The 19,944-nt window shown below is 73.6% G+C and carries 17 protein-coding genes; 16 read left to right on the forward strand and 1 reads right to left on the reverse strand.

The window, feature by feature from the left end; genetic code table 11:
* The first annotated feature begins 131 nt into the window (after positions 1–131).
* On the forward strand, positions 132–695 hold the full coding sequence (locus CG719_RS11145; RefSeq protein ID WP_100568403.1) for a YbjN domain-containing protein: 564 nt from the start codon (positions 132–134) through the stop codon (positions 693–695).
* Between the two features lie 147 nt (positions 696–842).
* On the opposite strand, the gene CG719_RS11150 is transcribed toward CG719_RS11145, so the two are convergent.
* A complete protein-coding gene (locus tag CG719_RS11150; RefSeq protein WP_100568404.1) occupies positions 843–2,036 on the reverse strand; it encodes a pyridoxal phosphate-dependent aminotransferase in 1,194 nt (397 codons plus the stop codon).
* Between the two features lie 865 nt (positions 2,037–2,901).
* Between CG719_RS11150 and CG719_RS11160 the strand changes: the two genes are divergently transcribed.
* From CG719_RS11160 to CG719_RS11235, 15 genes are all read left to right on the forward strand, one after another.
* Positions 2,902–3,429 (forward strand): DUF2617 family protein, encoded by a 528-nt coding sequence (locus CG719_RS11160; RefSeq protein ID WP_100568406.1) that lies wholly within the window; start codon positions 2,902–2,904, stop codon positions 3,427–3,429.
* An 89-nt stretch (positions 3,430–3,518) separates the two neighbouring features.
* Positions 3,519–5,153 carry a polyamine aminopropyltransferase gene (locus CG719_RS11165; protein WP_100568407.1) on the forward strand — a complete coding sequence of 545 codons (1,635 nt, stop codon included), beginning with the start codon at positions 3,519–3,521 and terminating at the stop codon, positions 5,151–5,153.
* A gap of 92 nt (positions 5,154–5,245) precedes the next feature.
* Entirely contained in the window at positions 5,246–6,337 is a 1,092-nt protein-coding gene (locus CG719_RS11170) for an SRPBCC family protein (RefSeq protein ID WP_100568408.1), read from the forward strand.
* 673 nt (positions 6,338–7,010) lie between these two features.
* Complete coding sequence (locus CG719_RS11175) at positions 7,011–7,808, forward strand: aldose epimerase family protein (RefSeq protein WP_100568409.1); 798 nt, start codon at positions 7,011–7,013, stop codon at positions 7,806–7,808.
* A gap of 10 nt (positions 7,809–7,818) precedes the next feature.
* The gene (gene pyrE, locus CG719_RS11180) at positions 7,819–8,367 is read left to right on the forward strand and encodes an orotate phosphoribosyltransferase (protein ID WP_100568410.1); all 549 of its coding nucleotides are present in this window, start codon (positions 7,819–7,821) and stop codon (positions 8,365–8,367) included.
* 213 nt (positions 8,368–8,580) lie between these two features.
* Positions 8,581–9,612 (forward strand): class II fructose-bisphosphate aldolase, encoded by a 1,032-nt coding sequence (fbaA, locus tag CG719_RS11185; RefSeq protein ID WP_100568411.1) that lies wholly within the window; start codon positions 8,581–8,583, stop codon positions 9,610–9,612.
* A 122-nt stretch (positions 9,613–9,734) separates the two neighbouring features.
* Positions 9,735–11,285: an MFS transporter gene (locus CG719_RS11190; protein WP_100568412.1), complete on the forward strand. Its 1,551-nt coding sequence runs from the start codon at positions 9,735–9,737 to the stop codon at positions 11,283–11,285.
* A gap of 75 nt (positions 11,286–11,360) precedes the next feature.
* Entirely contained in the window at positions 11,361–11,774 is a 414-nt protein-coding gene (locus tag CG719_RS11195; RefSeq protein ID WP_100568413.1) for a DUF3151 domain-containing protein, read from the forward strand.
* A gap of 145 nt (positions 11,775–11,919) precedes the next feature.
* Positions 11,920–12,777: a tryptophan 2,3-dioxygenase family protein gene (locus CG719_RS11200; RefSeq protein WP_100568414.1), complete on the forward strand. Its 858-nt coding sequence runs from the start codon at positions 11,920–11,922 to the stop codon at positions 12,775–12,777.
* On the forward strand, positions 12,770–13,969 hold the full coding sequence (gene kynU / locus CG719_RS11205) for a kynureninase (RefSeq protein WP_100568415.1): 1,200 nt from the start codon (positions 12,770–12,772) through the stop codon (positions 13,967–13,969). The genes CG719_RS11200 and kynU overlap by 8 nt, the downstream gene beginning before the upstream one ends.
* A 194-nt stretch (positions 13,970–14,163) precedes the next feature.
* Positions 14,164–15,132 carry an alpha/beta hydrolase family protein gene (locus CG719_RS11210; protein WP_100568416.1) on the forward strand — a complete coding sequence of 323 codons (969 nt, stop codon included), beginning with the start codon at positions 14,164–14,166 and terminating at the stop codon, positions 15,130–15,132.
* A gap of 534 nt (positions 15,133–15,666) precedes the next feature.
* Positions 15,667–16,566 carry an alpha/beta hydrolase gene (locus tag CG719_RS11220; protein WP_100568584.1) on the forward strand — a complete coding sequence of 300 codons (900 nt, stop codon included), beginning with the start codon at positions 15,667–15,669 and terminating at the stop codon, positions 16,564–16,566.
* A 25-nt stretch (positions 16,567–16,591) separates the two neighbouring features.
* Entirely contained in the window at positions 16,592–17,776 is a 1,185-nt protein-coding gene (locus CG719_RS11225) for an acyltransferase family protein (protein WP_234375527.1), read from the forward strand.
* The gene (locus tag CG719_RS11230; RefSeq protein WP_100568419.1) at positions 17,776–19,194 is read left to right on the forward strand and encodes a sensor histidine kinase; all 1,419 of its coding nucleotides are present in this window, start codon (positions 17,776–17,778) and stop codon (positions 19,192–19,194) included. The genes CG719_RS11225 and CG719_RS11230 overlap by 1 nt, the downstream gene beginning before the upstream one ends.
* The gene (locus tag CG719_RS11235; protein ID WP_100568420.1) at positions 19,191–19,865 is read left to right on the forward strand and encodes a response regulator; all 675 of its coding nucleotides are present in this window, start codon (positions 19,191–19,193) and stop codon (positions 19,863–19,865) included. Before CG719_RS11230 ends, CG719_RS11235 begins: the two co-directional genes overlap by 4 nt.
* Positions 19,866–19,944 lie beyond the last annotated feature (79 nt).

The raw sequence follows: 19,944 nt of genomic DNA on the forward strand, positions 1-19,944 counted from the left end.
CCCTCCGTTCGCCGGACGTCCACCTGACGGCCGGATCATGTCAGCCCAGGGCTGACAGCCTCCCGGAGGGCTTGCCACCCCCCTCCCCGGATGAGGGAGGATGGCGAGATCCGTACGAAGGGAAAAACACGGTGAGCATCGACCCGTCCTCGATTCCGAACTTCGGGGGCCAGCCCGAGCCGCAGCCCCAGGGACCGGCGGGCCCCGTCGTCCCGGATCAGGACCTCGTGAAGCAGCTCCTGGACCAGATGGAGCTCAAGTACGTCGTCGACGACGAGGGCGACCTCGCGGCGCCGTGGGAGCAGTTCCGTACGTACTTCATGTTCCGCGGCGAGGCGGACCAGCAGGTCTTCTCGGTGCGGACGTTCTACGACCGGCCCCACAAGATCGACGAGAAGCCGCAGCTGCTGGAGTCCATCGACGACTGGAACCGTCGGACCCTGTGGCCCAAGGTGTACACCCACACCCACGACGACGGCACCGTCCGCCTCATCGGCGAGGCGCAGATGCTGATCGGCATGGGCGTGAGCCTGGAGCACTTCGTCTCCTCGACGGTCAGCTGGGTGCGGGCCGCCATCGAGTTCGACCGGTGGCTCGTCGAGCAGCTCGGCCTCGAGGAGGACGTCAACGCGGCGGACCAGCCCGCCGACCAGAACGCCGACGAGGCGGACAAGCCCGAGGACGACGAGAAGTAGTCCCACGGCCGTCACACACAGCGGTGTCCGCGTGAGCGCGCGCGGACACGTGCCGTAGCCGAGCGAGAGCCCGGCCCGGGACGCGAGCCTGCACTGGCCGCGTACCCGGGACCGGGCTCTTCGCCGTAGCGGCGGAAGTACCCCGGCTCACAGGCTCCCGAGGCGGGACACGGCCTCGTCCAGGACGTTCGTCCGTTTGCAGAAGGCGAAGCGGACCTGGGTGCGGCCCGCCTCCCGGTCGTCGTAGAAGACCGCGTTGGGGATGGCGACCACGCCGCAGCGCTCGGGCAGGGCGCGGCAGAAGGCGATGCCGTCCTTCTCGCCGAGCCGGGCGATGTCGGTGGTGATGAAGTACGTGCCCCGGGGGCGGAAGACCTCGAAGCCCGCGTCGGCCAGGCCGGAGGCGAGCAGGTCGCGCTTGGCGCGCAGGTCGTCGCGGAAGCCGGTGAAGTGGCTGTCGGGGAGAGCGAGGGCCTCGGCGATCGCGTACTGGAACGGCCCGGCGCTCACATAGGTGAGGAACTGCTTGGCCGAACGGACCGCCGTGACCAGGGGAGCGGCGGCGGTGACCCAGCCGACCTTCCAGCCGGTGAACGAAAACGTCTTGCCGCTCGACGAGATGCCGACCGTGCGCTCGCGCATGCCGGGGAACGTGGCGAGCGGGATGTGCTCGGCGTCGTCGTACACCAGGTGCTCGTACACCTCGTCCGTCACCACGAGCAGGTCGCGTTCGACGGCGAGCCGTGCGATCTCGGCCAGTTCGGCGCGGGTGAGGACGGTGCCGGTCGGGTTGTGCGGGGTGTTCAGGAGCAGCAGCCGGGTCCGCGGGGTCACCGCGTCGCGCAGTTCGTCCAGGTCGAGCCGGAATCCGGCGTCCCCGCCGTGGTGCGGCCGGAGGGTCACCGGCACCCGCTTCGCGCCCGCCATCGCGATGCAGGCGGCGTACGAGTCGTAGTACGGCTCCAGGGCGATCACCTCGTCGCCGGGCTCCAGGAGCGCGAGCAGCGCCGCCGCGATCGCCTCGGTGGCGCCCGCGGTGACCAGCACCTCGGTGTCCGGGTCGTAGGAGAGCCCGTACCGCCGCCGCTGGTGCTCCGCGATCGCCGTGCGCAGCTCGGGGACGCCCGGGCCCGGCGGGTACTGGTTGCCCCGCCCGTCGCGCAGGGCGCGCACGGCCGCCTCCCGGATCTCCTCGGGGCCGTCGGTGTCGGGGAAGCCCTGCCCCAGGTTGATCGACCCGGTCCGCACGGCGAGCGCGGACATCTCGGCGAAGATCGTCGTCCCGAACTCGGCGAGCCGGCGGTTGAGGAGCGGGCGTGCGCTGGAGGTCATGCCGGCCATCCTCCGTCCAAGCTCTGGACTTCCTCAAGTGTGCTTTGGCCGGTCCGGCGGCCGGGCATCTCCCGGGCACGCTGCGAGGCGCCCACGGGGGGCCGCTTCGGCAACAACGCCCCGGGAAGGTCCGGCGGGCGTCCCGGGGAACGGTCCAGGGCGCGGTCGGCGGGTTCCGGGGACGGAGGGAGGGGGACGCCATGGTCTGGGGCATCGTCCTGGCGGTGATCGCGGTGCTGTGCGTGACCGCCGTGGCGGCGGGGCGCCGCAGGGCCCGCCGCGACCGGTTCGTCAAGTCGTACCGCGGCCGGCGCACCGGGTCGGGCGGCGGGGGGAGCGCGAGCGGCGGGGCTGCCGGCTGGTGGGCCGGGTCGGACGGCGGCGGTGGCTGTTCGTCCGGCGGCGGCCATCACTCGGGTGGGGGTCACTCGGGAGGGGGGCATCACTCGTGTGGGGGTCACTCCTGCGGAGGTGGCTCGTCGTGCGGGGGCGGGTCGTCGTGCGGAGGCGGCGGATGCGGAGGAGGCAGCTGACACGGGGCAGCCGAGCTCCACGGGGGAAACCGCATCCGGGCCGGCGCCTGTCGGGAGGCAGTCTCCGGGGGGCGCACCGGCCCCGTTGCGCGACTCCTGTCACCTGCCGGCGTTGAACAGTTGAGCTGTGGGGCCCTCTGAGGGATGGAAACCGCACGAAGTTGGGTAAAAACCCTGTGGTGGAACCGCAGTTCGTGATTGCCTCTACCGACGCAGCCCCTCGGACGTCCCGCACACCCCCCTCCCGAGCTGGGCTGACCGGGCCGTCGTCCCCGTGTCCACCGGGGCGTGCCGGCCCGTTCCTCCCCTTCTTTTTCTTTGCGTGCTAGCGGAGCCGATCCATGCTCACGACCCTGAACACCTCCTACACCGACACGCGTGCGGCCGACCTCGCCTGGGCCCTGGGACGCGAGCCGTTGCCCGCACTGGCCACCCTCGACCTCGAACCGGCCGGGGCCAAACTCCAGTTGAGACTCCTCGGCGCGTCCCACCAGGTGCTCCTGGAGGAGGAGCGGGGAAGCTGTTCGGAGACCGTGGCGTGCATCCCGGGCTCCAGCACCCCGCTGCCGCTCGGCGTCGCCAAGCGGTCAGACGACTGGGAGTACGAGTTCGCCGCCCGCGTCGAGTTCCTCTCGCCGGGCTCGTTCACCGGCCGCGCCCAGGAGCTGCTGGCTCTCGTCTCCGAGCATCCGCACGGTCTGGCGGGCGTCTTCCCGGGCAGTCCGAACGCGTTCACCGCGATGCTGGCGCAGTGGCACGACGGCCAGGTGCATTGGCGGACCTGGCACGCCTACCCGCAGGACGGCCAGTTGGTGGCGACCAGGACGAGGGTGGGGGTGCGCCGTTCCGCGTTGGCCGGAGCGAGTTGAGCGGGGGTAAACCTGCGAGGCGCGTCAACTTCCTTTTCCACACGTGTGGGTGACGAGGCGTGCTGCTCCCGTGACGTAACGTCACAGGGGTGATCGAACCGCACGCCCCGGCCCCGCCCGGCGCGGCGCCGCCCCTCGGCGGCCCCGCGCGACTGCCCGTCCGGCCGGGAACCGGCCGGTTCCTCGTTCTCGCGGGGGTGTTCGTCTGCGCGGCCTGCGGTCTTGTGTACGAGCTCGAACTCGTGGCGCTGGCCTCGTACCTGATCGGCGACTCGGTCACCCAGGCGTCCATCGTGCTGTCCGTCATGGTGTTCGCGATGGGCATCGGCTCGCTCGCCGCGAAGCGGCTGCGCCGGCACGCCGCCGTCGCCTTCGGCGCGATCGAGGCGACGCTCGCCCTGGTCGGCGGGTGCAGCGCCATGGCGTTGTACGCGGTGTTCGCCTGGACCGGCGGCTGGGGCGGTGTGTGGGCCAACGGTCCGCGCTGTCTGCTGGTCGCCTTCTCCCTGGCCATCGGCCTGCTGATCGGGGCCGAGGTGCCGCTGCTGATGGAGCTGATCCAGCGGATCCGGCGCCAGGACGCGGGCGGCGCGGTCGCCGACCTGTTCGCGGCGGACTACGTGGGCGCGCTCGTCGGAGGACTCGCCTTCCCGTTCCTCCTGCTGCCGCTGCTCGGGCAGCTGACCGGGGCGCTGGTGACCGGCGCCGTCAACGCCGTCGCGGGCGGCGTGCTCGTCCTCGGCCTGTTCGCGCGGGACCTGACCCCGCGCGGCCGCTGGCTGCTGATCGTCGCCAACCTCGCCGTGCTCGGCCTGCTCGCCTCGCTGACCGCACTGGTCGGCGACTTCGAACGAGCCGCGCGGCAGGCGATGTACGGCGGGGACGTCCGGGTGGCGCTGCGGACCGGCGAGCAGGAGGTGGTCCTCACCGGCGGCACCCGGGGCCGTCCGCTGCGCCTGTACCTCGACGGGCGGCTGCGGGTCGTCGGCCGCGACGAACTCCGGTACCACGAGGCGCTGGTCCACCCCGCGATGACCGGGCCGCACGCGCGGGTGCTGATCCTCGGCGGCGGCGACGGCCTCGCCGCGCGCGAGGTGCTGCGGCACCCCGGCGTCGAGCGGGTGGACGTCGTCGAGCGCGACCCGGCCCTCGTACGGCTGGCGCGCGGTGACCCTGCACTGGCCCGGCTGGACGAGCACGTCTTCGACGACCGGCGGGTGCACGTGAGCATCGCGGACGCCTTCGACTGGCTGCGCGGGGCGCCGGCGGCGGCGTACGACGTGGTGATCGAGGACCTGCCCGATCCGGCCATCACGGCGAGTACGAAGCTCTACGCGCAGGAGTTCTACGGCCTGGCCCGGCGGGCCCTGGCACCCGGCGGGCGGCTGGTGGTGCATGCCGGACCGGTCTCCTCCCGGACCCGGGTGTTCTGGACGGTGGAGGCCACGGTCCGGGCCGCCGGGCTGCGTACGGTGCCGTACCGCGTGGACGGCCGTGACGCCGGCGCCGCCACCGGTGCCGACCGGACGGCCTCGCGCGCCCCGCGTGACTGGGGTTTCGTCCTGGCGTCCCGTATGCCGCCCGCCCTCCGTCTGGACCCGCGGGCTCCCGCTCCCCGCACGCTCACGCCGGAGTCGCTCACGGCGGCCGCCCGAGCGGCGGCCCGCACCCGCGTCCCGGGCCTTGCGCCCTCGACGCTGGTCCATCCCCGGTACACGGACTGATCCGGCCCGCCGCCGGCGTGTGCGGTGCGCGGGGGACGGGTTCTGGGCGAGGGGAGGGTAATCGGGAGCGGCACTGGGTACCCTCGGCTGACATGGAGCACGAGGTGTTCGTTCCGGTTCCGGCTCGGCTGCTGCGGAGGGCGCTCGCCGATCCGGCGCGGGTTGCCCGGGCGGTTCCCGGGCTCCAGCAGGACGCGGGCGGCGAGCCCGTCACCGGCCGGCTCAAGATGCGGATCGGCGGCCACTCCATCACGTACCGCGGCACGCTGCGTGTCCGCGCCCTCGACGAGGGTTCCTACGCCGTCGAGGGCGACGCGACGGAGTCCCGCGGCAGCGGATCCGTGAAATTCACGCTCACGCTCCGCCTCCGCGACACCGACGGCGGCTCCACCGTCACCTTCGACGGCACGGCCACGGCCGAGGGGCGCGTCACCGAGCTGCCCCCGGACTCCGTACACGCCGCCACGACCCGCCTCCTGACCCGCTTCACGGAACACCTGTGCGCGGGCCCGGAGAAGCCGGAACCGGCCACCGCCGGGCCGGGTGACGCCGGCTCGGGCGGCGCCGGGCCGGGCGGCGCCGGGCCGGGCGTCGGAGAGCCGGAAGCCCCGCGGGCGGCCGACGGCGACCGTCCCGTAACGGCTGCCGCCGACTCGGATCGCGGTGGGGAGCCGGAGGAGTCCGAGGCGGAAGGCTCCGAGCCGTCCGAGGGCGACGGGGGCGTGGGGCTGGCCGAGGAGGCGACCGAGGACTTCGCTCCGTCGGCGAGCGGGGACTTCGAGGCCGCACCGGACGCGGACGACGCCCCGGCGCCGCCGCTCGGGGACGAGGGCGAGGCCCACCCGGCAGCACCGTCCGGGCGCGGTTCCCGCTTCGACGCCGATGTTCCGCCTTCCTCCCTCGACCCGTTGGCCGACGAGGAGGACGAGGATGACGAGCCCCCCGTCTCCGAGGACTTCGCCGAGACCGCCGAGCCGCCCGCCGAGGCGGCACACGCCCGGCGGACGATGATCGGCCGCAGCGCCGAGGAGGTGGACCACGCCCCGCCCCGCGGCCGCTACGCCCCCGTCCCCGCGCCGCTCACCGTGTCCGCCGGCCCGACCCTCCGCTGGGCCGCGCCCGCCGCGGCGCTGATCGTGGCATCGGTGATCGTCGTGGGCCGGGCTTTGAGGCGCCGTCGTTGAGCGTGGCCTCGGTGTCGCGTCTTCGGCCGGGCCGCTGGGCGGCGTCCGCGTGGCTTCGCGGCGCTGGCGTGCTCGTGCGTCGGGTCGGAGTTCGGTTGGGCTGGGCCTGCGGCGGGGTTGGTCGTGGCGTCGGTGGTCGTGGTGGGCGGCCTGAGGCGCCGTCGTTGAGCGTGGCCTCGGTGTCGCGCCTTCGGCCGGGCCGCTGGGTGGCGTCCGCGTGGCTTCGCGGCGCTGGCGTGCTCGTGCGTCGGGTCGGAGTTCGGTTGGGCTGGGCCTGCGGCGGGGTTGGTCGTGGCGTCGGTGGTCGTGGTGGGCGGCCTGAGGCGCCGTCGTTGAGCGTGGCGTCGGCGCCGCGTCTTCGGCCGGGCCGCTGGGTGGCGTCCGCGTGGCTTCGCGGCGCTGGCGTGCTCGCCCGCCGGTCCGAAGATCCGTTGGACGGCGCCCGTGGGCGTCGGTGATCGGGTGACCGAGCCCTGAGCCGCAGTCGTTGGGCGGCGCCCGCCGCCCGCCGCTCGCCGCCCGCCGTTTCCGCCGGGCCCTGGCCGCTGGGCGTCGTGGGGCGGGCCCCGAGGCGCCGTCGCCGAGTGGTGCCTCGGCTCGCCGTGCCGGCCGCTGTCCATCCAGCCACCCGCGGCGCGAAACGCCTTCTTGATCCGGCCAGTAGCCTCGTGGGGTGAGTAACGAAGACATCACGCTGACCGCGGGTGACGCGGAAGCGGTCGTGCAGCCGGGCAACGGCGGGCGCATCGGGAGTCTGCGCGTCGGCGGGCTCGAACTGCTCCGCCAGGGAGAGCGTTTCGGCTGCTTCCCGATGGTCCCCTGGTGCGGCAGGATCCGCGACGGCCGCTTCCGGGACGGCGCCGCCGTCCACCAGATGCCGCTCAACTCCCCACCGCACGCCATCCACGGCACCGCCCGCGACGGCGCCTGGCGCACCGCCCGCACCTCCGCCACCGAGGCGGTGATCACGTACGACCTCGTCGACCCCTGGCCCCACCGCGGCCGCGTCACCCAGGCCGTCACCCTGACCGAGGACGCCCTGACGCTGACGATGTCCGTGGAGACGTACGAGTCCTCCTTCCCGGCACAGATCGGCTGGCACCCGTGGTTCAACCGCACCCTCGGGGGCCCCGGCGCCCAGGATGCCCGCGTCGACTTCCGGCCCGCCTGGCAGGAGGAACGCGGCGACGACCACCTGCCCACCGGCCACCGCGTCGAGCCCAAGCCCGGCCCCTGGGACGACTGCTTCGGCATGCCCGACGGAGTCGACGTCACGCTCACCTGGCCCGGACAGCTGGAGCTGAGGGTGACCAGCCGTGAGGAATGGGTCGTCGTCTACGACGAGCAGCAGGCCGCCGTGTGCGTGGAACCGCAGACCGGCCCGCCCAACGGCCTGAACACCCTTCCGCGCCTGGTCACCCCGCTGGAGCCGCTGGAGGCCTCGACGACCTGGACCTGGCACCGCGCTTAAGCTGACTGTCATGAGCGACGTTCGCGGCGAGCTGCTGCAGCAGATCAAGGACAAGGCCGTGGTCCACGGCAGGGTGACGCTGTCGTCCGGTCTCGAGGCCGACTACTACATCGACCTGCGCCGCGTCACCCTCGACGGCGAGGCGGCCCCGCTGGTCGGTCAGGTGCTCCTGGACCTGACCGCCGACTTCGACTTCGACGCGGTGGGCGGCCTGACGATGGGCGCCGACCCCGTCGCGGCCTCGATGCTGCACGCGGCCGCCGCGCGCGGTCGCAGACTGGACGCCTTCGTGGTCCGCAAGGCCGCCAAGGCGCACGGTATGCAACGGCGCGTGGAGGGCCCGGAGATCAGGGGCCGCCGCGTCCTGGTGGTGGAGGACACCTCCACCACGGGCGGCTCCCCGCTCACCGCCGTGGAGGCGGTCCGCGAGGCGGGCGCCGAGGTGGTCGCCGTGGCGACGATCGTCGACCGGGCCACGGGCGCCGCCGAGAAGATCACCGAGGGCGCCGGAGTGCCGTACGTCTTCGCGTACTCGAAGGACGACCTCGGACTGGACTGAGCCGGACCGGACTGAGCCGGACCGGTTCGGACTGAACAGGACAGGACCGGGACGGCACCGGGTCCGCACCGCGCGACCCGGCCGTCCACCGGTCGGGCAGGGTGTCCTACACAGCAGGCAACGTCTGCGAAGATGGGGCCGACGATGACGTCACTCCCTAGGTCAGGGCCGTAAGTACGCAGAACGCACCCCGCACATACAAGGAGCGGACAGATGCCCATCGCAACCCCCGAGGTCTACAACGAGATGCTCGACCGGGCGAAGGCAGGCAAGTTCGCCTACCCGGCCATCAACGTCACCTCCTCCCAGACCCTGAACGCGGCCCTGCGCGGCTTCGCGGAGGCGGAGAGCGACGGCATCGTCCAGATCTCCACGGGTGGTGCGGAGTTCCTGGGCGGCCAGTACAGCAAGGACATGGTCACCGGCGCCGTCGCCCTGGCCGAGTACGCGCACATCATCGCCGAGAAGTACCCGGTCAACATCGCGCTGCACACCGACCACTGCCCGAAGGACAAGCTCGACGGGTACGTGCGTCCACTGCTCGCGATCTCCGAGGAGCGCGTCAAGGGCGGCCGCAACCCGCTGTTCCAGTCGCACATGTGGGACGGCTCCGCGGAGACCCTCGCCGACAACCTGGCCATCGCCCAGGAACTGCTCGTCCGCACCGCCGCCGCCAGGATCATCCTCGAGGTGGAGATCACCCCGACCGGTGGCGAGGAGGACGGCGTCACCCACGAGATCAACGACAAGCTGTACACCACGGTCGACGACGTGATCCGCACCGCCGAGGCCCTGGGCCTGGGCGACAAGGGCCGCTACCTGCTGGCCGCCTCCTTCGGCAACGTGCACGGCGTGTACAAGCCGGGCAACGTCGTGCTCCGCCCCGACCTGCTGAAGGACCTGAACGAGGGCGTCGCGGCGAAGTACGGCCGCCCGGCCGGCAGCCAGCCGTTCGACTTCGTCTTCCACGGCGGCTCCGGCTCCACGGAGGAGGAGATCCGCACGGCGCTGGAGAACGGCGTGGTGAAGATGAACATCGACACCGACACCCAGTACGCCTTCACGCGTCCCGTCGCCGACCACATGTTCAAGAACTACGACGGCGTCCTCAAGGTCGACGGCGAGGTCGGCTCCAAGAAGACGTACGACCCGCGCACCTGGGGCAAGCTGGCCGAGACGTCGATGGCCCAGCGCGTGGTGGAGGCCTGCGGCAACCTCCGCTCCACCGGCACGAAGATCAAGTAACTCCCGCTCTCCCGCGAAGGGTCCGGTGCCACGGCACCGGACCCTTCGTCCGTTCCGGCAGCCCGCCGATCCGCCCGCCCGCCCGTCTGGCCCGGAGCCGGCCGGCGCGGGATGATCCCCTCATGGCTGTCACCGCACAGCACGCCCCCGCCGTCAGGATCTCCAGCCCCACCGGCCGCTGGATCCTGCTCACCACCGTGCTCGGCTCCAGCATGGCCCTGCTGGACTCGACCGTCGTCAACGTCGCCCTGCCCCGCATCGGCCGCGACCTGGACGCGAACCTCGCCGCGCTGCAGTGGACGGTCAACGCCTACATGGTCACCCTGGCCGGCCTGATCCTCCTCGGCGGCTCACTCGGCGACCGCTACGGCCGCCGCAGGATCTTCGTGCTCGGTGTCGTCTGGTTCGCCTCCGCCTCCCTGCTGTGCGGCCTCGCCCCGAACGTGACCGTCCTGATCGCCGCCCGCGCCCTGCAAGGGATCGGCGGGGCCCTCCTCACCCCCGGCTCGCTCGCCCTCATCCAGGCCTCCTTCCACCCGGACGACCGGGGCAGGGCCGTCGGCCTGTGGTCCGGCTTCGGCGGCATCGGCGCGGCCGTCGGCCCGTTCCTCGGCGGCTGGCTGGTCGCCGGGCCCGGCTGGCGCTGGGTCTTCCTGCTCAACATCCCGGTGGCGCTGGTCTGCGCCCCCGTCGCCCTGCGCCACGTCCCCGAGTCCAGCGCGGCCACTGGCGGCACCTCCCCGTCCCAGCGCGGGCGGGAGCCCGGGAAAGGCGCCGCCCACGGCCGCTTCGACGTGCTGGGCGCGGCCCTCGGCGCCCTGTCCCTGGCCCTGGTGACGTACGCCCTGATCGAGGCCCGCCACGGCACCCTGGCCGTCGCCCTCACCGCCGCCGCGGGCGTGCTCGCCGCCGTCGCCTTCGTGTACGTGGAGAAGCACCGCGCCGATCCGATGGTGCCGCCGGACATCTTCGCCTCCCGCCAGTTCACCGCCGTCAACCTGGTCACCCTGTGCGTGTACGCGGCCTTCGGCGGCTTCTTCTTCCTCACCGCCCTGCAACTCCAGGTGGTGGCCGGTTACTCACCGCTGAAGGCGGGCACCGCCCTGCTCCCGACCACCGTCCTCATGCTGCTGTTCTCGGCCCGTTCGGGCGCCCTCGCCGACCGCATCGGGCCGCGCCTGCCGCTCACCGTCGGGCCGTTGCTGTGCGCGGTGGCCATGCTGCTGATGCTGCGGGTCGGCAAGGGCGCGCACTACCTCACGGACGTGCTCCCGGCCCTGCTCGTCATGGGCGCGGGCATGGTCACCCTGGTCGCCCCGCTCACCGCCACCGTGCTCGCCTCGGTGGACACCTCCCGCGCCGGGCTGGCCAGCGGCATCAACAACGCCGCCGCCCGCGCGGCCGGCCTGATCGCGGTGGCCGCGCTGCCGCTGCTGGCCGGGATGGGCCCCGAGGCGTACCGCTCGGCGGACGCCTTCGACGCCGCGTTCCGCCGGGCCATGCCGATCTGCGCGGCGGTCCTGGTGGTGGGGGCGGTCCTCGCCTTCGTCGCCGTCCGCCGCCCGGTCAAGGGCTGCCGCCGGCCCGAGTGCCGCACCCACGGCAGTGTGACGACACCGCCGCTGGAGACGGGCCGCGGGGGTGCGGCCTCCGGTACCGGTCCGGCTTCGTGAGCCGTGGAAGGGGCTGTTCCGCGGCTGCCGGGATCGGCCGTCACCGACGACGGACCATGCATCAGACTGGACCCCATGACCATTCACGAGAACCTCCTGGGCGGGCCCCCGCCCACGCACCTCCCCGACGACCCGGAACCCCGTGAGCTCCTCGCCAAGGGGACCTCGCCGGCCGAGGTGGCGGCGCGTTACCCGGCGTCGTCGCTGGCCTGGGCGCAGCTCGCCGACGACGCCTTCGAGCGGGGGGCGGCCGTGGAGTCGTACGCGTACGCCCGTACGGGCTACCACCGCGGACTGGACGCCCTGCGTCGCAGCGGCTGGAAGGGCCACGGTCCGGTCCCCTGGGAGCACGAGCCCAACCGCGGCTTCCTGCGCGCCCTGCACGCCCTCGCGCGCGCCGCCCGGGCGATCGGCGAGCAGGAGGAGTACGAGCGCTGCACGCAGTTCCTGAAGGACTCCTCGGAGACGGCCGCGCAGACGCTGGGCTGACCCGTACGGATGTGAGGCCCGCCCCTGCGACCGGGCGGGCCTTGCGATCTGCGCACGTGATGCGCAGGATGCGGTTGGGGACCGGGGCCCCCGTGCCGGAATCGGCAGGGGCGGACCGCTACCCGGAGTACTACAGGAGACAGCGATGTCCCAACCGGCTCACCCGACCCCTCAGCCCGCTGAGGCCTCTGAGCCCGAGACCCCGCATCTCGACTTCGCCGGCACGACGCCGTACGAGGACTACGTCAGGGCGGACGTGCTCACCCACCTCCAGCACACCCTCTCCGACGACCCCGGAGAGATGGTCTTCCTGGTCACCACCCAGGTGATGGAGCTGTGGTTCACCGTCATCGTCCACGAGTGGGAGACCGCGGCCCGCGCCCTGCGCTCGGACGACGTGCCGACGGCGGTCGCCGCGCTGAAGAGGTCCGTACGGGAGCTGCAGGCGCTGAACGCCTCCTGGAAGCCGCTCGCCGGGCTCACTCCGGCCCAGTTCAACAGCTACCGCGGCGCCCTCGGCGAGGGTTCCGGATTCCAGTCCGCGATGTACCGCCGCATGGAGTTCCTGCTCGGCGACAAGTCCGCCTCGATGCTCGTCCCGCACCGCGGCGCCCCCCGCGTCCACGCGGAACTGGAGAAGGCGCTGCACGAGCCGAGCCTGTACGACGAGGTGCTGCGGCTGCTCGCCCGCCGCGGGCACGCGGTCCCGGACGCCGTGCTCGGCCGGGACGTGACGCTGCGCTACGAGCCCAGCGAGGAGGTCGAGGCCGTCTGGACGGCCCTCTACTCCGGTGACCAGGACGACGAACTCGCCCGGCTCGGCGAGGCGTTGACCGACGTCGCCGAACTGGTGTGGCGCTGGCGCAACGACCATCTCGTGGCCACCCGCCGTGCGATGGGCGCCAAGTCCGGCACGGGCGGCTCCGCCGGGGTGGCCTGGCTGGAGAAGCGGGCCCGGAAGAACGTCTTCCCCGAGCTGTGGACGGCGAGGTCCCATGTCTGAGCTGACGATCAGGGCGGAGAAGCTGGACGCCGCCGACGAACTCGCCGGGCTGCGCGACCGGTTCGTCCTCGACGAGGGCGTCTACCTGGACGGCAACTCGCTGGGCGCGCTCCCGGCGAACGTCCCGGACCGCATAGGCGACGTCGTACGCCGCCAGTGGGGCGAGCTGCGCATCCGTTCCTGGACGGAGGGCGGCTGGTGGACCGCGCCCGAGCGGGTCGGCGACCGGATCGCCCCGCTGGTCGGGGCCGCGCCGGGCCAGATCGTGGTGGGCGACTCGACCAGCGTGAATGTGTTCAAGGCACTGGTGGCGGCGGTCCGGATGGCCCGGGAGGCCGGTGGCGGCGAGCGGGACGAGATCCTGGTCGACGCGACGACGTTCCCCACGGACGGGTACATCGCGCAGTCGGTGGCCCGGATGACGGGCTGCGCGCTGCGCCCGGTGACGCCCGCCGAGGTGCCCGGTGCGCTGAGCGGGCGCACCGCCGCGGTCCTGCTGAACCACGTCGACTACCGCACCGGCCGGCTGTACGACCTGCCGTCCCTGACGGCCGCGGTGCACGCGGCGGGCGCGTACGTCGTCTGGGACCTGTGCCACACCGCGGGCGCCCTGCCGGTGGGGCTGGACGAGCACGGGGTGCGCCTGGCGGTCGGGTGCACCTACAAGTACCTGAACGGCGGCCCGGGTTCACCGGCCTTCCTGTACGTCCGCGGCGATGTGCAGGACCGCTTCGACACCCCGCTGCCCGGCTGGAACTCGCACGCCGAGCCCTTCGGCATGCGGCCCGGCTACGAACCGGCGGAGGGCGCGCTGCGGGGCCGGGTCGGCACCCCCGACATCCTCTCCCTGCTCGCCCTGGAGGCGGCGCTGGAGGTCTGGGACGGGGTGACGGTCGAGGCCGTGCGCGCCAAGTCCCTCGCGCTGACGGACTTCTTCCTGGAGTGCGTCGCCGCGTACGTCCCCGCCGGACGCGTGGAGGTGCTGACCCCGGTGGCCCACGAGGAGCGCGGCAGCCAGGTGGCCCTGCGTTGCCAGGACGCCGGGGACGTGATGCGGCGGCTGATCGGACGCGGGGTGGTCGGCGACTTCCGGCACCCCGACGTCCTGCGCTTCGGCTTCACCCCGCTCTACATCGGGTTCGCGGACGTGGAGCGGGCGGCGCGGGCGCTGGCGGAGGAACTGGCGGGCTGACGCATCCCGGTACGGCCGCACCGGAATGAAGGTTCCTGCCGCACGGTCCCGGACCGTGCGGCAGAACCGTTTGGCCTCACCCAGCGTGACATCCCCATGTCGGCGCACGTCACCCGCCTGATACCGTCCCGGCCAACGGCCGGTTGATTTCTTTCCCGGACCCCAAAACCGTTTCACCGCTGAGAGGTTGGAGCATGCCGGAAGCCGACGCCCCCCTCCCCCGAGCGCTCGAGTCCGAGCGAACGGGCGGGAACCCCACCGCCGCGGAACCGGGGAGCACCGGCGGCCGTGACGCGGCCGCGCGCGCCGCAGCGGAGGAGGAGTCGGTCTTCTCGCACGCGCCCGTCGCACCCGACAGTACGGCCGCCTACGGCGACCACCCCGACCAGGTCGTCGACTTCTACCGCCCGCGCGGCGCGGCGGACTCCCCGGGGCCCTCACCGCTCGTGGCGGTGCTGCACGGCGGCGCCTGGCGGGCCCCGTACGACCGCCGCCACATCACCCCGTTCGCGGACTTCCTCGCCCGCCGGGGCTTCGCCGTGGCCTGCGTCGAGTACCGGCGCGGCAGTGCCACCCCGGCGGGACCGGGCGAGGACCCGGTCGCGGGCCGCTGGCCGGACACCTTCGACGACGTGGCCGCGGCGCTCGACGCGCTGCCCGCGCTGGCCCGGGAGGCGCTCCCGCAGGCCGACATACGCCGCACGGTGGTCACCGGCCACTCGGCCGGCGGTCACCTGGCCCTGTGGGCGGCTGCCCGGCACGTCCTGCCCGCGGACGCGCCCTGGCGCACGGACCGCCCCGCGCCGCTGCGGGGCGTGGTCGCGCTCGCCCCCATCGCCGACTTCGCGGTCGCCGAGAAGCTGGACGTGTGCGGTGGGGCGGCCCGTCAACTGCTGGGCGGAGAAGAGGGGTTCGTCGAGCGGCAGCCCTACGCCGACCCGGCCCTGCTGCTGCCGACCGGCATCGCCACGACCGTCGTCCAGGGCCGCGAGGACGTGGTCGTACCGCAGGTGGTCGCGGAGTCCTACACCGAGGCCGCGGCGAAGGCGGGCGAGGTGGTGGGCCTGACCCTCCTGGAGGAGGTCGGCCACTTCCCCCTGATCGACCCGGCGGCCGACGCGTGCGCGGTGGTGGCGGAGGAGATCGCCCAGCTCGCGTGGTGACGCGGACCGGGCCACCCGGCGCCGGTGGTACCCGTAGTACCTGAGAGCTATGGCCGCGAACACCTCCCTGGCATGACGCGGGCTACGACTCCGGCTCCGTAACTTCCCTTCCAGCCCGGCCCACCGGCCGGACAAGGCCGGAGGGGATGAGCCGTGGGGCGCGAGCGGGAGAGACGGGACACGGCGGCGAGCCGGGGCGGAATCGCGCGCCTGGGCGTGGCCGCGAGCCTGGACGGGGTCGCGAGCGTGGACCGGATCGCGGGACTGGGCAGGGGTTCGGCGACCGGGGCGGATACCGGCCCGGGAGTGGGCGTGAGTGCCGGCCCGGGGGCGGGTCTGAACGCCGGTCCGGGTCCCGGTCCGGGTCCCGGTCCGGGTCCCGGCCTGGGTCCCGGCCTGGGTCCCGGCCTGGGTCCCGGCCTGGGAGCGGGCCTGGGAGCGGGCCCGAGTCCCCGTCCGGGAGTGACGCCCGGCGTCGGGGCCGGCAGATGGCGTCGGGCTCTGCTCGCCCTTCTCGTCACCGGCGCCCTCGTGGTGCCTCTGTCGGCCGCCGCCCGGCCTCGAATTCCCGCGCCCGCCCCGGCGACTCTCGCACCCCTGACCAGGACCACCCTCGACGCCTCCTACGGGGCGAACCGCGCCGACGCCGCCCGCGCCGCCGACATGGCCGCGGCGCACGGCGACACGCACCGGGCGGCCGTGGACCGGGCGCTGGCGGCGCCCTCCCGTCATCTGCTCGCCTTCGACGGCCGCGGCTCCGGCCGCGTGGCGGAGGTGTTCGGCGACCTGGCGCACGCCGACCGCACAGCGGTCCTCGTCCCGGGTTCCGACACCTCCCTGGACGCCTACGACCGCTTCCGGAAGGGCGCGCTCGCCCTGTACCAGGAGCTCGGCCGCGAGGCCGCGGCCGGTGCACGCCCGGCGGTCGTCGCCTGGCTCGGCTACGAGACACCGGGCACGGTCAGCACCACGGTGCTCACCACAGGCCGCGCCGAACAGGCGGCCCCGGGCCTCAGGGAGCTGATACGCGACCTGCGTGCCGTGGCGGGGCGGGCGCCGCACATCACCCTGGTGTGCCACTCCTACGGCTCGGTGGTGTGCGGGCGCGCCGCGTCCGGCCTGGCCGTGGACGACATCGCCCTCATCGGCAGCCCCGGCACCGGCGCGGACTCCGTGCCCGCGCTGCACACCCGGGCCCGCGTCTGGGCGGCCCGCGGCGACGGCGACTGGGTGGCGAACGTGCCGCACGTCCGCGCCGAACTCCTCGGCACGACCGTCGGCCTGGGCGCCGACCCCATGGACCCCGCCTTCGGCGCCCGCAGGTTCACGGCCGGAAGCGGCGGCCACAGCGCCTACTTCACCCCCGGCTCCCCGTCCCTCACGAACCTGGCCCGGATCGTCCTGGGCGCCACGAACGAGGTGCAAGGTGACTGACCGCCTCTCCGCAGCCCTCACCCGCATACGAGCCTTCGCGCACCGCCTCCACGTCCGGACCCCGCCGGAGCGGGACCGTGCCGTGGACGCCCTGCGGGCCCTCGCCATCCTCGGCGTGGTCCTGGGGCACTGGCTGGTCACGGCCCTGGTCGCGGACACCCGCACCCAGCCCCGCCCCACCCTGCACACCGCGAGCCCCCTCCACTACATGCCCGCCCTGGTCCCGGTCTCCTGGGCGTTCCAGACCCTCGCCGTGTTCTTCCTCGTCGGCGGGCACGTCGCCACCCGCAGCCACCTTTCGGCCCGCGCCCGCGGCACCGGCTACCGGCAGTGGCTCCGCGCTCGCCTGTCCCGGCTGTTCGGGCCGGTCGCGGCCGTACTGGCCCTGTGGACGGTCACCGCCGTCGCCCTCCTCCTGACCGGTGCGGACCTCGACACGGTCCGCACCCTCGTGAAGCTGGCCCTGTCCCCCCTGTGGTTCCTCCTGGTCTTCGCCGTACTGACGGCGGCGACCCCGCTGCTCACCCGGATCAGTCCCCTGTGGCCCCTGGCCGTCGTCCTGCACGTGGACCTCCTCCGGTTCGGCCTCGGCGCCCCCTCCTGGCTCGGCTGGCTGAACCTGCCGGCCGGCTGGCTCGTGCCGTACACCCTGGGCGCGGCCTGGACCCGCGGCGAGCTGGACGGCCGCCGCGCGGGCTGGACCCTGCTGACCTGCGGCGCGACGGCGACCGCGGCACTCGTCGCCTGGGCGGGCTACCCGGCGTCGATGGTCGGCATACCGGGGGCCGCGGTCTCCAACCTCGACCCGCCGACACTGGCGGCCGTCACCTTCGGCCTGGCCCAGTGCGGCCTGGCCCTGCTGCTGCGCGAGCGGCTGCGCCGCGCGATGTCCCGCCCGCGCGCCTGGGCAGCGGTGGCGCTGGTCAACCTCTCCGCGATGACGATCTTCCTCTGGCACCAGACGGCCCTGATGGCGACCACCGCCATGGGCCTCCTTGCCGGCCGCCTCCCGGGCCTGCACACGCTCCCCGACGGCCCCGGCTGGGTGGCGGCCCGGCTGGCATGGCTCCCGGTCTTCGCCGTCGCCCTGGCCGTCTGCTGGGCCGCCTTCCGCACCTGTGAGCAGGGCGGTGACCGGCGCCGTTCCCGGGTGGTACGGACTCATCGCCCCGGGACGGCCCCCGCACCAGACCCTAGAGTGGGCGCGTGATGCGATGGCAAGGCCGCGTCAGGCACGGACTGCGGGTGCTGCGCGACGACCTGTGGACCGCGCGGCAGGACCCGCTGCCCCCGTCCGTCTGGCTGCGCTGGCTGCCGCACGGCATCGTGTGGCTGGCCGCGTTCGCGGTGCTGCTGGGCGCCTCGGGCCACCTTTGGAGCGGCGCGCGGCTGGCCTTCGGGTACGCCTTCCTTGTCGCGCTCGGACAGGCCGGTGCGATGGTGCTGGCCCTGTGGCGGCCCATCCCGGCGTGGTGGCTGTCCATGGCGGCCACGCTGCTGGGGGCGGTGGCCCTGCACGGCCCGCTGGTCGCCGGCGATCTGCAGGGCTTCACCTGGCCCTGGACCACGTCCGGGATCATCGCCCACCTGTTCGTCCTGCTGCTGCTCGCCCTGCGGGTGCGCACCCGCGTCGCCGTGGAGGCGCTGGCCCTGACCGCCCTGGTCACCTACGTCCTCCAGGGCGTGTGGGGCGCCCCGCGCTACGAGCCCACCGGTGTTCTCGCGCTGGTGCTGTTCGCGGTCGTGGTGGTGCTGGGCACCGCCCTGCACGGCCGCCGCGAGGCCCGTGCGCAACTGGTGCAGCAGACCACGCTCACCGCGGAGGAGCGGGCCCGCCGCACGCTTCTGGAGGAGCGCAGCCGCATCGCCCGTGAGCTGCACGACGTGGTCGCCCACCACATGTCGGTGATCTCCATCCAGGCGCAGGTGGCACCGCACCTCACACAGGACCCCTCGCCGGAGCTGAAGGAGAACCTCGACGGCATCCGGCAGAACGCGCTGGAGGCGCTCGGCGAACTGCGCCGGGTGCTCGGCGTGCTGCGTTCGGAGAACCCCGAGGACCCCTACGGCCTCGGCGACTCCGGCACCCGGGCCGCCCCGGACGCCCCGCAGCCCACCCTCGACCGCCTCGGCGCCCTCGTCGAGAACACCCGCGCCGCCGGTCTGGCGGTCACCATGGACATCGAGGACTCGCGGCGTGAGCAACGGCCGTATCCGCCGGCCGTGGAGCTGTCGGCGTACCGCATCGTCCAGGAGGGCCTGAGCAACGCCCTGCGGCACGCCCCCGGGTCGACGGTCCGCGTGGAGGTCGGCCACGTGCCCGACGGCCTGTTCCTGAGCGTGGTCAACTCCCGGCCCCGGCGGCCCGTCCAGCACTCCCCGGGCGCCGGGCACGGCCTGCTCGGCATGCGCGAGCGGGCGACCATGCTGGGCGGGCACGTCACGGCCGCCAGGACACTGCACGGCGGCTTCGCGGTCACCGCCTTCCTCCCCCACGACGGCATCGTGCCCGTGACCGGGATCGGCTCGCCCCGCCTGCCCGTCATCTACTCCGACCCGCCCGACATCCCCGTCGTCCACGTCGAACCGCCCGGCTCACCGTCCCCGACAGGAGAGGACACTCCATGACGAGCGGCAGCATCCGCGTCCTCATCGCCGACGACCAGCAGATGGTGCGTCAGGGGTTCACCGTGCTGCTCAACGCCCAGCCGGACATCGAGGTGGTGGGCCAGGCGGTGGACGGCCTCGACGCCGTCGCCAGGGCCGCCGAGGTCTCCCCGGACGTCGTCCTCATGGACATCCGCATGCCCGAACTCGGCGGCATCGAGGCCACCCGCCGCATCACGACCGCCACCCCGGACATGAAGGTCCTGGTGCTCACCACCTTCGACCTGGACGAGTACGTGTACGAGGCGCTGCGCGCCGGCGCGTCCGGCTTCCTGCTCAAGGACGCCTCCGCGGACCAGCTCGCCGAGGCGGTCCGGGTGATCGCGGCCGGAGACGCGCTGCTGGCACCGGGGATCACCCGCCGGCTGATCGCGGAGTTCTCCCGGCTGAAGGACGCGCCGCGCGCCCCGCTGAAGTCCCGCGTCGGTGTGCTGACCGAACGCGAGACGGAAGTGCTCGCCCTGATCGCTCAGGGCCTGTCCAACGCGGAGATCGCCCGGCATCTCGTCGTCGCCGAGCAGACAGTGAAGACCCACGTGGGCCGCATCCTGGTGAAGCTGGGCCTCAGGGACCGCACTCAGGCGGCGGTGTTCGCCTACGAGTCGGGACTGGTTCGCCCCTCCGGGTACTGATCGCGGGCAGCGGGGCGACACCCGTAGTACGCGGGCGGTGGGGCGATACCCGTAGTACTTGAGGCGGACCGTGAAGGAC

The sequence above is a fragment of the Streptomyces sp. CB01373 genome, from assembly GCF_002803075.1.
Classification (GTDB): domain Bacteria; phylum Actinomycetota; class Actinomycetes; order Streptomycetales; family Streptomycetaceae; genus Streptomyces.